This is a genomic window from Aureibaculum marinum, assembly GCF_003813905.1.
In the GTDB taxonomy this organism is placed as follows: Bacteria; Bacteroidota; Bacteroidia; order Flavobacteriales; family Flavobacteriaceae; genus Aureibaculum; species Aureibaculum marinum.
This window is the reverse complement of sequence record NZ_RPFJ01000006.1, coordinates 273,034-288,192: the sequence shown is the minus strand read 5'-3', so window position 1 is coordinate 288,192 and position 15,159 is coordinate 273,034. Positions and strand designations below refer to the sequence as shown.

The window sequence follows — 15,159 nt, the reverse complement described above, 5'->3', positions numbered from 1 at the left end:
TATGTTTAAAATATTAAAATATAGTTTTTACGATTTAATGCGTAGCAGTTGGAGTTATGTATATTTTCTATTTTATTTGGCTTTAGGCTTTGTATTGCTATTTCTTAATAACGATGTTTCTAAAGCTGTAATCACTTTAATGAACGTTATTGTAGTACTTACACCTTTAATAGGAACTATTTTTGGTGTTATGTATTATTACAATTCTCGTGAATTTACAGAGCTACTCTTAGCACAACCTTTAAAAAGATCAACAATTTTTATTGGTCAATATTTAGGAGTTGCTCTATCTTTATCTTTAAGTTTAATTATTGGACTTGGTATTCCATTTTTAGCCTATGGCTTACTACAGTCTAATGCCATTTTTAATTTTACTTCCCTTCTACTAGTTGGAGCCTTTTTAACATTTATTTTTGTTGCATTAGCATTTAATATTGCATTATCTCATGAAAATAAAATAAAAGGTTTTGGCTATGCCATTTTAGTTTGGCTGTTTTTGGCTGTAATTTATGATGGACTTTTTTTGATATCATTAGTAATGCTTCAGGAATATCCATTAGATAAATTTTCGTTAATAGCAACGATGTTTAATCCTATAGATTTATCTCGTATTTTAGTTTTATTAAAACTTGATATCTCAGCTCTTCTTGGCTATACTGGTGCCGTGTTTCAAAAGTTTTTTGGAACAAATGCTGGTATGCTAATTTCTTTTTTTGTGCTTTTGTTATGGGTAATATTACCTGCGTTAAGAATCATTTATATATCGAAACGAAAAGACTTTTAAGTTGTTCTATTCCTTTTTAACCGGAACATTTTTAAAACAGATAGCGTATCTAATTGATATTTATAAAAGGTCTTACTTATAAAAACATGACAATCATCATGTTTTTAATACAACACTAACTCTACATTTGACCTTGCTACTTTTTTGCAAAAAAACAAAACTTATATATGACAAAAACACACACATTTCACATTCCTGTAATGGGTATTGGTTATACAATTGATACACCATTAAAAGTTTCTCATTTAGGTATAGATTCCGTTATTTCTTTGGTAGATGATATGCTACTGGAAAAACTAAGAAAAATGTACAGCGAAAAGTTTGAGATTCCTTATAAAGAAATCACTGAGAAATTTCAAGATTTTAGAGCTAAACGAATTACTTCTTATCTAAATCTAATGAATGATTTAGCTGACAAAAAATTGAATGAACTAAAAAATTCGGTTTCTGGAGTTAAAGACTATTTTAATATGCTACCAGATAGCTCAACTATAAAAAACGAATTTAAAAAACTCACTGCTCAACATTTTAACCTTGACGATTTAAAATCGTGGATTGATACTAATATAACTAAAGGAAGTATTGATGTTAATATTATGACGAAAGTTGACAAGGACAATTATAATAAAAACAAAAAATTATCTATAGAATTTAATGATGCCCATGCAGCTTTAAGAGGTTTTGCTGAAAGTAATTTAACATCTTCATTAATACTCTCTGCAGGCATGAATCCAAGGCTTTATGCTTATTTAGAAAACTTTGATGACTTTTATCCAAATAAAAATGGTGAATTCAAAAAGAAAATTGTTCTAAAAGTTAGCGATTACCGTTCTGCTTTAATTCAAGGAAAATTTTTAGCCAAAAAAGGGATTTGGGTTTCTGAATACCGTGTAGAATCTGGTTTAAATTGTGGCGGTCATGCTTTTGCAACTGATGGATATTTATTAGGTCCTATTTTAGCAGAATTTAGAGATAACAAAGATGAAATTAAGCAAACGGTACATGAACTATTTATAAAAGCTCTTAAAGATAAAAACAGAGTTGTTCCACAATCTCCACTAGACTTAAAAATAACTGCCCAAGGAGGTGTAGGCACAGCAGAAGAACATCAATTTCTATTGGAATACTATAACGTTGATTCTGTAGGTTGGGGCTCTCCATTTCTATTAGTTCCAGAAGCCACTACAGTAGATAATCAAACTCTAAAAAAATTAGAAAATGCAAAAGAAAAAGATTTATATCTAAGTGATATTTCACCATTAGGTGTCCCTTTTAACAATTTAAAAGGCAATACTAAAGATGAAGAAAAATTCAGTTATATCGCAAAAAACAGACCTGGAAGTCCTTGTCCTAAAAAATATGTTGCTTTAAACTATGAGTTTGATAAAAAAGGACTGTGTACCGCATCACGAAAATATCAATATTTAAAAATTAAAGAACTTGAAAAACAAAATTTATCTGAACTCGAGACCAAAAAAAAGTACAATAAAATTATTGAAAAATCTTGTGTTTGTGTTGGTTTAGGCACCTCAGCTTTACTTAATTATCATGTTGAGACTAAAAAAGAAGGACCTGGAGTATCTATATGTCCGGGACCTAATATGGCCTATTTTTCTAATCAAATGAGTTTAAAAAATATAACAGATCATATTTATGGTAGAGCAAATATGATTTCAAGATCGGATAGACCAAATCTATTTATAAAAGAATTAAACATTTATATAGATTATCTTAAAAAGAAATTTGAAGAATCAAAAGACTATATGGATGTGAAACAGGAAAAATATTTAAAAAAATTCAGTAACAACCTAAAAGATGGCATTACTTATTATCAAAATGTATTTAATACAGTTTACAATCATTTTAATGAAATAAAGTCTTCTTTAGTTAAAGAATTAGATAAAAGTAAAGACAAATTAAATCAAATAACTGTAGAGATAGAAAAAGCAAAATGGATGGTTTAAATTAAGGTTTTCTATACTTAAGATAATACTAGAACAATTCACTAAGATTAAAAAATAATTATATAATTAACTAAATTTCAACCATTTAGAGAATTGTTCTTTTCTTCCAAGTCTAAGTTATAAAAACCACCACAATTTGTTTTTCTATTTTTAGAAAATTGAGTAATTAAATATGCTGTAGTAATTAAGTTTCTTAATTCACATAACGGAATTGATAATTCTGAATGGTCATATAATCGCTTATTATCTTCATATAAGACTTGCAATCTTCTTTCTGCTCTTAATAATCGTTCATTGGACCTAACTATACCAACATAGTTGCTCATTATCGTTTTAACTTCTGCTCTATCGTGAGTAATTAAAACCTGTTCCATATTTTTTACAACACCATTATCATTCCAAACAGGAATATTTTTAGGCATAGCAACCTTAGAGAATCGTTTAGAAACATTTAAAAATGCTCTATGAGAATATACCAAAGCTTCTAATAAAGAATTAGAAGCCAATCTATTTGCTCCGTGTAATCCTGTTCTAGAAACCTCTCCACAAGCATATAAATTTTTAATTGAAGTTTTTGCATTTTTATTAACATTCACACCACCACAAATATAATGAGAAGCAGGAACCACCGGGATAAAATCTTTACGTATATCAATTCCTAAAGAGGCACATTTCTCTGTAATAGTTGGAAAATGTGCTTGAAACTTTTGAAAATCTAAATGGGTACAATCTAAATACACATGAGGTGCACCACTTCTTTTTAATTCGTTATCAATAGTCCTTGCAACAATATCTCTAGAGGCTAGCTCTTCTCTTTCGTCATAACGATGCATAAAATTTTGCTTGTTATAATCTTTAAGTTTTGCACCAAATCCACGAACAGCTTCAGAAATTAAAAATGCTGGATATTCACCTGGATTGTAAAGTGCTGTTGGATGAAATTGTATAAATTCAACTTCAGAAATTTCAGCTTTTGCTCTATATGCCAAACCTAAACCATCTCCTGTAGCTACTTCAGGGTTTGTTGTAGTTGTATAAACTTGTCCACTGCCACCCGTAGCCAATAAAGTAAATTTAGACACAAAGGTTTTTACTTTGTTTGAATGGGCATCTAATACATAAGCTCCAAAACATGAAATTTTAGATTTTCTTTTTGTTTTTTTCTTTTTAGCTTGATGCTCTGTAATCAAATCAATAGCATAATGATATGGTAAAAAGTTAATATTTTCTGCTTCTTTTACTTGTGCTATTAGGGCTCTTTCAATTTCTCCTCCAGTAAAATCTTTATAGTGTAGTACTCTATTTTGAGAATGACCTCCTTCTTTTCCTAAATCAAAATCACCACTTTTATTTTTATCAAATCGAGTTCCCCAATCTATTAATTCTTGAATTCTAGTAGGTGCATCTTCTATCACCATTCTTACTACTTGCTCATCACACAACCCATCACCAGCCTTTAAAGTATCTGCGACATGCTGCTCAAAAGTGTCTACTGTTTTGTTATAGACTGAAGCTATTCCTCCTTGGGCATACTTTGTATTAGACTCATCAATTTCATTTTTTGTAATAATAGTAACCGTAGCATTTTTAAACTTTTCTGCTATTTTTAAGGCAAAACTTAAACCAGAAATACCTGATCCTAGCACCAAAAAATCAGTTTTATACAAGTTCTCTTGACTATTCATTCTACATTATTTAGATAATTCTAACATTCTATTAATAGAAACAATAGCCTTTTTACTTAATTCTGAATCAACTTCTATAGCTGGTAACTCGTACTTCATACATAAATATAGTTTTTTTATACTATTCATTTTCATATACATACATTCACTACAAGCACAAGTGTTATCTTCTTTGGCAGGAGCTGGTATTATTTCTTTATCAGGGTTTTCTAACATCATTTGATATAAAATTCCAGCTTCAGTAGCTACAATAAAAGTTTCTTTTTCACTATTTTTTACGTACTTTAATAAGCCAGAAGTAGATCCAATATAAGATGCTGCTTTTAAAATATGAGATTGAGATTCTGGATGAGCAATAATTTCTGCATTAGGATGTTTTTGAAACAAATTAATTAACTTTTCAACTGAAAATGCTTCATGCACCATACATGCTCCGTCCCATAGCAACATATTTCTACCTGTTTCTTTGTTTAAATAAGCTCCTAAGTTTTTATCAGGAGCAAATATAATAGGTTGATCAATTGGTATAGAATCAATAACAGCCTTTGCATTGGAAGAAGTACAAACAATATCACTTAAAGCTTTAATTTCTGCCGAACAATTTATATAAGTAACAACAACATGATTTGGATTTTGTTGTTTAAACTCTCTAAATTCCTTTGGAGGACATGAGTCGGCCAAAGAGCAACCTGCTTTTAAATCTGGCAATACCACTTTTTTTGTTGGATTTAAAATTTTAGCCGTTTCAGCCATAAAATGTACTCCTGCAAAAACAATCATATCTGCATTTGTTTCAGCTGCCTTTTGAGCTAAATAAAGACTATCACCAACAAAATCAGCAATTTTTTGTATTTCTTCAATTTGATAATAATGAGCCAATATTACCGCATTCTTTTCCTTTTTTAGTCTTTTTATTTCAGACACATAATCAATATTTGGAGTTTCAATATTTAAAAACCCTTTGTCTTCTAAATTCTGTTTTGCTTTTTCTAAAATTTCCATAATTGAAAATAACCTTATCTTAATATTCTTGACCCAACAAAGATAGTTCTTGTTTAGAAAGTTAACACCATAATCATTTATAAAATGGTTATTTACGTTAAATTTATCTTTTATCCAACATGTAAAACACATTTTAATATTGTCATTTATTTTCTCAATAACTACATCTGTTTTTTGTAATTTTACGCCTTATAAACCTATTAATTTACACCATTATTGAAGTATATTATATGTTAAATAAAACCCAAGCTCCACTTACTCTAACAAAAGAAGAAATGCAACAATACGGCTATAAAATTGTCGATTTGTTAGCTTCTCATTTTGAAAATTTAAATTCAGAAAAATTAGTTGGTCTTTCTGACAGAAAGCAGATGGACAAATTATTGAAACAACCGGTTCCTAATGAACCGAGCTCACCAGATAAAGTTTTAAACGAAGTAATTAAAAATGTACTAAGCAATGTAGATTACCTTGCTCATCCAAAATTTTACTCTTTTGTTCCCAGTCCTAGCAATTATATAAGTGCAATGGCCGATGCTATTGCATCAGGTTTTAATGTGTTTTCTGGAAATTGGTCAACATCACCAGCGGCAGCAGAATTGGAAATTGTTGTCATCAATTGGTTGCTTGAAATGTTTAATTTTCCAATAGTTGAAGGTGGTGGAATTTTAACTAGTGGAGGCTCAATGGCAAACCTAACGGCCTTAACTACTGCTAGACGCATAAAATTAAAAAACGATTATTCAAAAGCAATTATTTATCTTTCTGATCAAACACATTCTTCTAATATTAAAGCCATTAGAGTTTTAGGATTTAAAAAACATCAAGTTAGAATAATTCCTACTGATATGGAATTTAAACTATCCTTAAATAAACTAAAAAATGCTATTGCAAAAGATAAATTAGAAGGTTATCAACCTTTTTGTATTATTGCTACTGCAGGGACAACGAATACTGGCACAGTTGATCCGTTAGAAGAAATAGCTGCCATTTGTAAAAAAGAAAATTTATGGATGCATGTAGATGGAGCTTTTGGTGGAGCTGCTATTTTGTCAGATAAAGGAAAATCTTATTTAAAAGGAATTGAAAAAGCTGATTCATTAACTGTAGACCCTCATAAATGGTTTTTTCAACCTTATGAAATAGGTTGTTTATTAGTTAAAAATCATAAATGGTTAAGTAAAACATTTAGTGAAAATCCTGTATATTTAAGAGATATTGAAGGTAATGAATCTGAAATTAATTTTTATGATCATGGCATTCAGCTTACGCGAGGATTCAGAGCTTTAAAATTTTTTATGTCTATAAAAACTTTTGGGCTTAATGCTTTTAAAGACGCTATTCAATCAGGTATTCAACTTACAGAAAATGTAGAAGAGATCTTAAGAGAAAGTCCTAAATGGGAAGTAGTTTCACCTGCAACTTTAGCCATTATTAATTTTAGATATAATCCTATTACACATAACCTATCAGAAGAAAAATTAGACGCGTTAAATCAATACATTTCTAAACGAGTAATTGCTTCGAGAAGTGCTGTATTAGTCACAACCATTTTGTTAGACCAAGTTGTATTAAGAATGTGTTTAATAAACCCCAGAACTACACTTGACGATATCAAAGATACTTTAACTATGTGTGAACAATTTGCTGATGAATATTTTGAAAAAAACAAATATGAAAATAATTAAAATACTACTTTTATTAGTATTAATTGCAACAATTGGATGTACAAAAAAAACTGTACAAATTCCGGTGTTTAGTGTACCTGGAATCCAAGATACTATTTATGACAATTCTCAAATCTGGATGTTTCTAGAAGTAAAAGATGGAGATACTATTGCTACATTAAATAGAAAAAATAGTATTTCCACTACCAGTTGGATTTTCAATATTGATAAGAAACTACCCATGCACCTAGTAATTCCTCATTTGGAAAAATTAATTGAAAAAAGAGAGAAACCTTCTTTGCACCAAAAAGACGAAGATGATTTTAACTATTTTTCATATGTAGATTCAGATTCTGGTCTATTGTCTTTAGTTCAATTTGATGTTATTTATTTTGATAAAAATAAAGTTTTAAATCATATTGATTTTGCAAAAGATACAATCAAAAAACATTTGGTTTTAGACTATAATACAAATCAACTCACCATCAATGACAGTTTAGTACCCTTCAATAATTTGAATACCTATATCCAAAAGCTTTCTTCAACAATGAAAATGAAGGTACATTTGAATTTTGATGCCAATATAAAATATCAGAATTATTTGGAATTAAAAGCTCAATTACAGAATAATATGGAAATAGAGTTAGATACTATTGAATATGTTTATTAACAAATAATTATATTTACTATTACAACAAATTTAATTAAACTGTATTTATAAATATTATAAATACAATTAAATACTTTAATAAAACAACAATTGCATGAGTATTACCATAGAAAACATATTGCTAATTGGTTCATTACTACTATTTATAAGTGTAATTGCTGGTAAACCATCTTATCGATTTGGAGTTCCTACATTAATATTATTTTTGGGTATTGGAATGCTTGCAGGCACAGACGGAATAGGTGGTATTTATTTTGACAATCCTCAAGTTGCTCAGTTTATCGGTATTGTTTCACTTAATTTTATTCTGTTTTCTGGTGGACTTGATACCAGTTGGAATTCTGTAAAACCAATTCTAAAAGAAGGGCTAATTTTATCAACTTTAGGTGTTTTACTTACAGCCATAACCCTTGGTCTCTTTGTTTATTATTTAACTGATTTTACCATTTATGAAAGTATGCTATTGGGTTCTATTGTTTCATCAACAGACGCCGCTGCTGTATTTTCAATTTTACGTGCAAAAAGCTTAGCTCTTAAAAAAAATATAAGACCAACATTAGAATTAGAAAGTGGGAGTAATGATCCAATGGCTTACGTTCTAACTATTGCATTTTTAACTCTAGTAGTCAATCAAGACCAAAGCTTTACCTCTATTATTCCCTTATTTTTTCAACAAATGATTTTGGGTGCTATTGCTGGGTTCGTTTTTGGTAAATTAAGTAAATTAATTATTAATAAAATTAAACTCGATTTTGAAGGGCTTTATCCTGTACTTGTAATCGCCTTAATGTTTATCACCTTTTCTGCAACTGATTTTATAGGAGGAAATGGTTTTCTTGCTATTTACATTTGTGCGGTATTTTTAGGAAATCAGGACTTAATACATAAAAAAACCATTCTAAAAATGTTTGATGGTTTAGCATGGTTAATGCAAATTGTTTTATTCTTAACCTTAGGATTACTAGTATTCCCATCACAAATTATTCCTTATATGGGTATTGGACTAGTAATTTCTCTATTTCTTATTTTGATTGCAAGACCTATGAGTGTTTTTATCAGTTTGATGTTTTTTAAAATGAAACTACGAAGACGATTTTATATTTCATGGGTAGGTTTACGTGGTGCGGTTCCAATTGTATTTGCTACGTATCCACTTTTGGCTGGAATAGATAAAGCCAATATAATTTTTAATATTGTATTTTTTATATCTGTTACTTCAGTTTTAATTCAAGGAACAACATTATCTCTTGTTGCAAAATGGTTGAGAGTTGCTGAACCAAATGAAGAAAAACGAATTACAGATGTAGATAAACTCATTTTTGACCTACCAAAATCTTCTTTACAAGAAATTAAAATATTACCTAAATTCAATGCAATAAATAAAAGAATTGTGGATTTAAACTTTCCTAAATCTGCATTTATCATTATAATAAAACGAAATGGAGAATATATTCCACCAAATGGTTCAACAAAGATTAAAACAAATGATATTTTAATGGTGCTCGCCGATGGTCAAGAAGATTATGACAAAGTAAACGATTGTCTTTGCAACTCAACATCTTTAAAACATTAAATTTATAATGAAATGAGAAAACGATTTATATTACTTGTTGACTTTTCGGAATATTCAACCAATCTAATAAAATATGCTTACGATTGGAGTAAAGAAGCAAATGCTACAATTCTTTTGCATCATCAAACCACTGCGTTTTTACCTGCTTTTGCCGATAATGAAGCCAAACAAGAACTTACTCAACATGCGAACAACGACGCACTTCAAAAATTACAGTTACTAGTAAAAAAGCTGATTCCAAATACTGTTGAAATTTCTTATTCTGTTTCTGAAATTGATTTTTATCATACACTACCTAATTTATTAGCAGAACCTTATGAAAATTTAATCTTTGTAGGACTAAAAGGAACAGGACTACTAAAAAAAATATTTCTTGGCAGTGTAGCCCTTGAGATTATTAGAAATACAGATAACATTATTGTTGCAATGCCTAAGGAAATTGACACGTATTCTCATGAAAAAATATATATAGCTGTAAGTCAAAATAAACCTTTGAATATTCTAGAATTAAAGAAATTTTTCAAATTTATAGACAATAGAAATACTAATATTACATTTTTTTATTTGGCAAAGCCCAACGAAAATACAATTGCTATAAATAAACAATTACATGATTTATCAGAAATGTTCTCTGAAAATTTTAATACTAATTATACTGTTTACAAAGGAGACAATCCTTTAGAGGACATGAAGAATGTAATAAACAATAATATTGAAGAATTATTAATAGTTCAAAAAGGTTCACGCCTTTTAACAGACCAACTTTTTAGAAACTTTTTAATTAACGAATTAGTTTTTACAGGACAAACACCTTTAGTTGTTTTACCTTAGAAACACTACAGGACATTAAATAGCTATTAAAATTAGCAGTTAAGCCATTTACAAAACATTTTATTTAGGTATTAAATAAATGACTACTTAAAAAAGATGTTTAATTTTCTTAACAAATTTCATTGGCAAAGTATATGGAGGATAACGAAGTGAAGGGTCAAACCAATTTGCTTTTTTAACAATAGCTTTATGATGCGAAAAAATTTCAAAAGAAGTTTTACCGTGATATGCTCCTATTCCACTTTGTCCTACACCTCCAAATGGCAATCGTTTGTTTGTTATTTGAATAACCGTATCATTAATTGCTCCACCACCAAAACTATATGTATTAATTATTTTATTTTGGAATTTCTTATTATTTGAAAAAACATAAGTGGCTAATGGCTTTCCATAATTCATAATATAATTATGAATATCTTCTTCCGTATTATAAGAAATAATAGGTAAAATCGGTCCAAAAATTTCACCTGCCATTAATTTACTATCTAATTTTGGTTCGTTAACCAATGTTGGTGATAAATAATTATCTTCATCATTCCTATGTCCTCCAAAAAGAATTTCTTCTCCTTTTAGCATTTCCTTTAAACGTAAATAATGTTTTTGGTTTACTGTTCTTGAAAAGTCATGAGACGCTTCTATATTTTCTCCATAACTTTTGGTAATACTTTCTTGTAAAGCTACAATCAACTTATTTTTTACTGTATGATGCACTAGAATATAATCTGAAGCAATACAGGTTTGTCCTGCATTTAAAAATTTGCCCCAAACTATACGTTTTGCTGCTAAGTTTATTGAAGCTGTATCATCTACAATACAAGGATTTTTACCTCCTAACTCTAAGGTAACAGGTGTTAAATGTTTTGCGGCACTTTCGTAAACTATTTTGCCAACATGACTACTTCCAGTAAAAAATATATAATCCCATTTTTCTTCCAATAATTGTTGTGAGACTTCCACACCACCTTCAACAACAGTAACATGATGGGGTTTAAAAACAGCTTTAATAATTTCAGTAACTATAGCTGCTGTATTAGGTGTTATTTCTGATGGTTTTACAACCACTGTATTGCCTGCCGCAACAGCACCAATTAAAGGGGCAATTGCTAACTGAAAAGGGTAGTTCCATGGAGCTATAATTAAAACAGTACCATAAGGTTCTTTATAAATGTAGTCTGAAGAAGGCCAGTTTATCCAACTAGAAGATACTTTTTTAGTACTTGCCCAATTATCAATTTTTTTGAGTACATACTTTAATTCTGCTAATACAAATTGCGTTTCTGCTGCTAAAGTCTCAAACCTTGGTTTTTTAAAATCAGCAAATAAAGCATCACAAATTGCTTCCTCCCGTTTACTAATTTCTTGTTGTAAACGTTTTAGCGTTTCTTTTCTAAAAGAAATATCTTTTGTTTGTTGCGTTTTAAAAAAATTATTCTGTTTTTCTACTATTTCTTTAATCATTATAAGACAGCTTATTTCCAAATTTATGAAAAATCACAGATTAAATCATTGAGATTTCAACATTCTGCTAAACAAATAATCTTAATGTGATTTTCTCTTATAAGAGTTTATTGCTTTCACCTTTGAAAACAAGAGTATAACTGTTATATAAAACTTAAGAAATGTTACTTAACAATGAATGTCTCTTTATTTGTTGTTGCTGAATTTTCTCCTACAAAAACTTCAAAGATACCAGACTCTATAAAAGTATTCCCATTAGTATCAAAAATGGATAAAACATCTGAAGTAATATCAAATTCTACCTTTTGAGAAGCTCCTTTTTTTAAGAATATTTTTTGAAATCCTTTTAATGATTTCTGGGGTGTTGCTACACTTGCTTCTTTATCATTTATATAAAACTGCACGACTGTTTCTCCATCAAAATCTCCAGTATTAGTAACAATTACACTTACCTTATTGCTATCATCCTTACCCATTTCTTTTTTATCTAATACTGGTTTTGAATACGTAAAATCTGTAAAGCTTAACCCATAACCAAAAGGATATAAAACATCTCCATTAAAATAACGGTAAGTACGCCCTTTCATGTGATAATCTTCAAAAGGAGGCAAATCTTCTACAGATTTATAAAAAGTTACAGGTAGTTTACCTGATGGATTATAATTTCCAAAAAGAATATCTGCTGTAGCTTCCCCTCCTCCTTGTCCAGGATACCAAACATTTAAAATAGCATCTAAATTTTCTTGCTCCCAATTAATGGCCATTGCACTTCCTCCTGTTAAAACAAAAACGATAGGTTTACCTAAACTATTTAATTCTTTTAAAAGTTCATGTTGAACTTTGGGTAATTTCAAATTTGTTCTATCTCCTTTATAAAAGCCTTCTACATTAACAGGCATCTCTTCCCCTTCTAATCGAGCTGAAATACCTCCAACATAAACAACAACATCACTTTCTTTCACTTTTTCAATCATTCTTTCTTTACCCATTCTATGTTCAATATCCCATAATAATTGTAAAGAGGCCAACCAAGGGTTGGTACATTTATATTCTAAAACAAAGTTATATTTCTTATTTTTTTCTAAAAACATAGCTTTTGGTTCCACTTCTTCTTGATTGTTAGAACTTTCAAGAATTTGTTTTCCATCAACCATTAATTTAAAAGTACCTCCACTTATAAGTACATTTAAAGCTACTTCTCCTGTAAAGTCTGGTTTAATTATTCCAGAATAACGGATAGAGAAATTTCCAGGTTCTAATACATCTACAGGTGCTGCCCCACCCCAATCAAAATCAATATAATTTAAAGTTTTTATTACTGACGGATCTCCTTCTAAATTTGAATTGTTATAATACTCAACTTTAATTTTACCATGATAGTTTTTATTCCCTACAACATCAAACACAGGCTTATCATCAGCAATATTTACTCCTTTAAAATAATGGACTTTTGTTTTTTTAGAAACTTGTTCTTTAATCCCTTCTAAAATTGTTTTTGAATAAGTAGGTGTTCCAAAATAATTACCTAATACAAAATGACGGTCATTAGCATTTGGCCCAATTACAGCAATTGATTTAATACTATTTGATAACGGCAAAATATTATTTTCATTTTTTAACAAAACCATAGACTCTCTGGCTGTTTTTAAAGCTAACTTTTGATGAGCTTCAGACTCCAATGAATCATTAGAGATATCAGAAAAAGGAGTTTTACCATCAACATTTAATAATCCTAATTTAATTTTTGCAATAATTAATCTTTTTAAAGCTATATCAATTTCTTTCTCTGTTATTAAACCTTTTTCTACTGCTTTATCTAAATGTGCATATGTATTTCCACAATTCAAATCGCAACCTGCTTTTACCGCTAATGCCGAAGCTTCTTCTGCGGTTTCTACAATTTCATGAAATTTATAAATATCATAAACAGCACCACAATCAGATACAACATATCCTTCAAATCCCCATTTCTCTCTTAAAATATCATTCAATAATAGTTTGCTTGCGGTAGCTGAAGCTCCTAAATAACGATTGTAGGCTGACATTACTGAAAATGCCTTACCTTCAACAATAGCAGCTTCAAAAGCGGGTAAATAAGTCTCCCATAAATCTTTTTTATCAGTATAGGCATTAAAACTATGTCTATTATGTTCAGGACCACTGTGTACCGCAAAATGTTTGGGAGTTGCAATTACTTTAAAATAATTGGGATTATCTCCTTGTAATCCTTTTATAAAAGCCACACCCATTTTAGAAGTTAAGTACGGGTCTTCACCATAAGTTTCTTGCCCACGTCCCCATCTCGGGTCTCTAAAAATATTTATATTAGGAGTCCACATTGTTAACCCTTGATAGCGATTATGTTGGCCTAATTTTATACTATGATTGTATTTAGCTCTAGCTTCTGTACTAATAACACTAGCAACTTTATTAATTAAAGGAACATTAAATGTAGCTGCCATTCCAATTGCTTGCGGAAAGGAAGTTGCTGATCCAGCTCTAGCAACACCATGTAAACACTCGTTCCACCAATTGTACTTTGGTATGCCTAGTCTTTCAATAGCAGGAGCAACGTCTTGCATTTGAGCAATTTTTTCAGACAAAGATAACCGTTGTATAAAGTCATCAGCTCTAACTTCAGCATCTAAAGCAGAATCTTGAAATGGATATTTAACATTCTGACTAACAACAAATAACGGCATAAACATTAATAAAAAAACAATACTTTTTTTCATTATACAATGATTTAATTATAAGAGGAAATGTATTACTAAAAACTAAAATAGTTTATATATTATTTTCAATATTTCAATTACAGACCTCAGCATTATTAGAGATATGCAATTTAGCATCAGATGGTGAAATGTAAGGAATTCCTAATCCTAAACCACGAAGAATAAACAACAACCCAATAATAACTACAAAAACGGGAATTGCTTTTTGTATCTTACTTCTAATTGTTCCTTTTAAAAAATTACCCATTAACACTGCAACACTCATCATTGGCACTGTACCTAATCCAAATAAAAACATATATAATGCCCCTTCAAAAGCACCGGAAGCAGCAATGGAACCTACTAATGCCATATACACCAATCCACAAGGTAAAAACCCATTAAAAAATCCTATTGAGAAAAAAGTAGTATTGGTCCGTTTTTTTAAGTAATATCCCATTTTAGATTTAACATAAGATATGCCTTTATATATGGGTTTAGAAAAGTTATATTTATTAAAAATATGCAAAGGAATAACAACCATTACAATCATTAAAACACCAATTAAAATAGATAATCGTTGTTGAAAACCTGCCAAATACAACCCTCTCCCTACCAATCCGAAAATTAGACCAATAAGTGAATATGTTAATAAACGGCCTATATGATATAACAACGTTTGAAATATCATTTTAGGTTTACTTTTTCTATCTACTGGAAGTGCAAAAGCAATTGGTCCACACATGCCAATACAGTGAAAACTACCTAATAATCCTAATATGAAAGCCGTATAAAAAATAACTTTTAAATT

11 protein-coding genes are annotated in these 15,159 nt (G+C 29.6%); 6 read left to right on the top strand and 5 right to left on the bottom strand.

Annotation, left to right across the window (positions count from 1 at the left end):
• Position 1: 1 nt before the first annotated feature.
• Both EGM88_RS05855 and EGM88_RS05850 read left to right on the top strand, forming a co-directional pair.
• Positions 2 to 784 carry an ABC transporter permease gene (locus EGM88_RS05855; protein ID WP_123897027.1) on the top strand — a complete coding sequence of 261 codons (783 nt, stop codon included), beginning with the start codon at positions 2 to 4 and terminating at the stop codon, positions 782 to 784.
• Between the two features lie 167 nt (positions 785 to 951).
• Positions 952 to 2,748 carry a hypothetical protein gene (locus EGM88_RS05850; protein WP_123897026.1) on the top strand — a complete coding sequence of 599 codons (1,797 nt, stop codon included), beginning with the start codon at positions 952 to 954 and terminating at the stop codon, positions 2,746 to 2,748.
• A 77-nt stretch (positions 2,749 to 2,825) separates the two neighbouring features.
• On the opposite strand, the gene nadB is transcribed toward EGM88_RS05850, so the two are convergent.
• Positions 2,826 to 4,433: an L-aspartate oxidase gene (nadB, locus tag EGM88_RS05845; protein WP_238988392.1), complete on the bottom strand. Its 1,608-nt coding sequence runs from the start codon at positions 4,431 to 4,433 to the stop codon at positions 2,826 to 2,828.
• A gap of 6 nt (positions 4,434 to 4,439) precedes the next feature.
• The gene (gene nadA, locus EGM88_RS05840; RefSeq protein ID WP_203229434.1) at positions 4,440 to 5,435 is read right to left on the bottom strand and encodes a quinolinate synthase NadA; all 996 of its coding nucleotides are present in this window, start codon (positions 5,433 to 5,435) and stop codon (positions 4,440 to 4,442) included.
• A gap of 230 nt (positions 5,436 to 5,665) precedes the next feature.
• Here nadA and EGM88_RS05835 point away from each other — a divergent pair, with 230 nt between their 5' ends.
• From EGM88_RS05835 to EGM88_RS05820, 4 genes are all read left to right on the top strand, one after another.
• On the top strand, positions 5,666 to 7,123 hold the full coding sequence (locus EGM88_RS05835; protein WP_123897025.1) for a pyridoxal phosphate-dependent decarboxylase family protein: 1,458 nt from the start codon (positions 5,666 to 5,668) through the stop codon (positions 7,121 to 7,123).
• On the top strand, positions 7,110 to 7,772 hold the full coding sequence (locus tag EGM88_RS05830; RefSeq protein ID WP_123897024.1) for a hypothetical protein: 663 nt from the start codon (positions 7,110 to 7,112) through the stop codon (positions 7,770 to 7,772). The genes EGM88_RS05835 and EGM88_RS05830 overlap by 14 nt, the downstream gene beginning before the upstream one ends.
• Positions 7,773 to 7,866: 94 nt before the next feature.
• Positions 7,867 to 9,345 carry a potassium/proton antiporter gene (locus EGM88_RS05825; RefSeq protein WP_123897023.1) on the top strand — a complete coding sequence of 493 codons (1,479 nt, stop codon included), beginning with the start codon at positions 7,867 to 7,869 and terminating at the stop codon, positions 9,343 to 9,345.
• 12 nt (positions 9,346 to 9,357) lie between these two features.
• Positions 9,358 to 10,176, top strand: a complete 819-nt coding sequence (locus tag EGM88_RS05820) for a universal stress protein (protein WP_123897022.1) — start codon at positions 9,358 to 9,360, stop codon at positions 10,174 to 10,176.
• A gap of 87 nt (positions 10,177 to 10,263) precedes the next feature.
• Here EGM88_RS05820 and EGM88_RS05815 read toward each other — a convergent pair whose 3' ends face one another.
• From EGM88_RS05815 to EGM88_RS05805, 3 genes are all read right to left on the bottom strand, one after another.
• Complete coding sequence (locus EGM88_RS05815; RefSeq protein ID WP_123897021.1) at positions 10,264 to 11,634, bottom strand: aldehyde dehydrogenase; 1,371 nt, start codon at positions 11,632 to 11,634, stop codon at positions 10,264 to 10,266.
• Between the two features lie 164 nt (positions 11,635 to 11,798).
• Positions 11,799 to 14,369, bottom strand: a complete 2,571-nt coding sequence (locus EGM88_RS05810) for a glycoside hydrolase family 3 C-terminal domain-containing protein (protein WP_123897020.1) — start codon at positions 14,367 to 14,369, stop codon at positions 11,799 to 11,801.
• A 73-nt stretch (positions 14,370 to 14,442) separates the two neighbouring features.
• Entirely contained in the window at positions 14,443 to 15,147 is a 705-nt protein-coding gene (locus tag EGM88_RS05805) for a sulfite exporter TauE/SafE family protein (protein WP_123897019.1), read from the bottom strand.
• Between the last annotated feature and the right edge of the window lie 12 nt (positions 15,148 to 15,159).

Bases quoted from the DNA above. Each gene is read 5' to 3' on its own strand.
- EGM88_RS05855 (WP_123897027.1), top strand. From the start codon at position 2: ATGTTTAAAATATTAAAATATAGTTTTTACGATTTAATGCGTAGCAGT.
- EGM88_RS05850 (WP_123897026.1), top strand. From the start codon at position 952: ATGACAAAAACACACACATTTCACATTCCTGTAATGGGTATTGGTTAT.
- nadB (WP_238988392.1), bottom strand. From the start codon at position 4,433: ATGAATAGTCAAGAGAACTTGTATAAAACTGATTTTTTGGTGCTAGGA.
- nadA (WP_203229434.1), bottom strand. From the start codon at position 5,435: ATGGAAATTTTAGAAAAAGCAAAACAGAATTTAGAAGACAAAGGGTTT.
- EGM88_RS05835 (WP_123897025.1), top strand. From the start codon at position 5,666: ATGTTAAATAAAACCCAAGCTCCACTTACTCTAACAAAAGAAGAAATG.
- EGM88_RS05830 (WP_123897024.1), top strand. From the start codon at position 7,110: ATGAAAATAATTAAAATACTACTTTTATTAGTATTAATTGCAACAATT.
- EGM88_RS05825 (WP_123897023.1), top strand. From the start codon at position 7,867: ATGAGTATTACCATAGAAAACATATTGCTAATTGGTTCATTACTACTA.
- EGM88_RS05820 (WP_123897022.1), top strand. From the start codon at position 9,358: ATGAGAAAACGATTTATATTACTTGTTGACTTTTCGGAATATTCAACC.
- EGM88_RS05815 (WP_123897021.1), bottom strand. From the start codon at position 11,634: ATGATTAAAGAAATAGTAGAAAAACAGAATAATTTTTTTAAAACGCAA.
- EGM88_RS05810 (WP_123897020.1), bottom strand. From the start codon at position 14,369: ATGAAAAAAAGTATTGTTTTTTTATTAATGTTTATGCCGTTATTTGTT.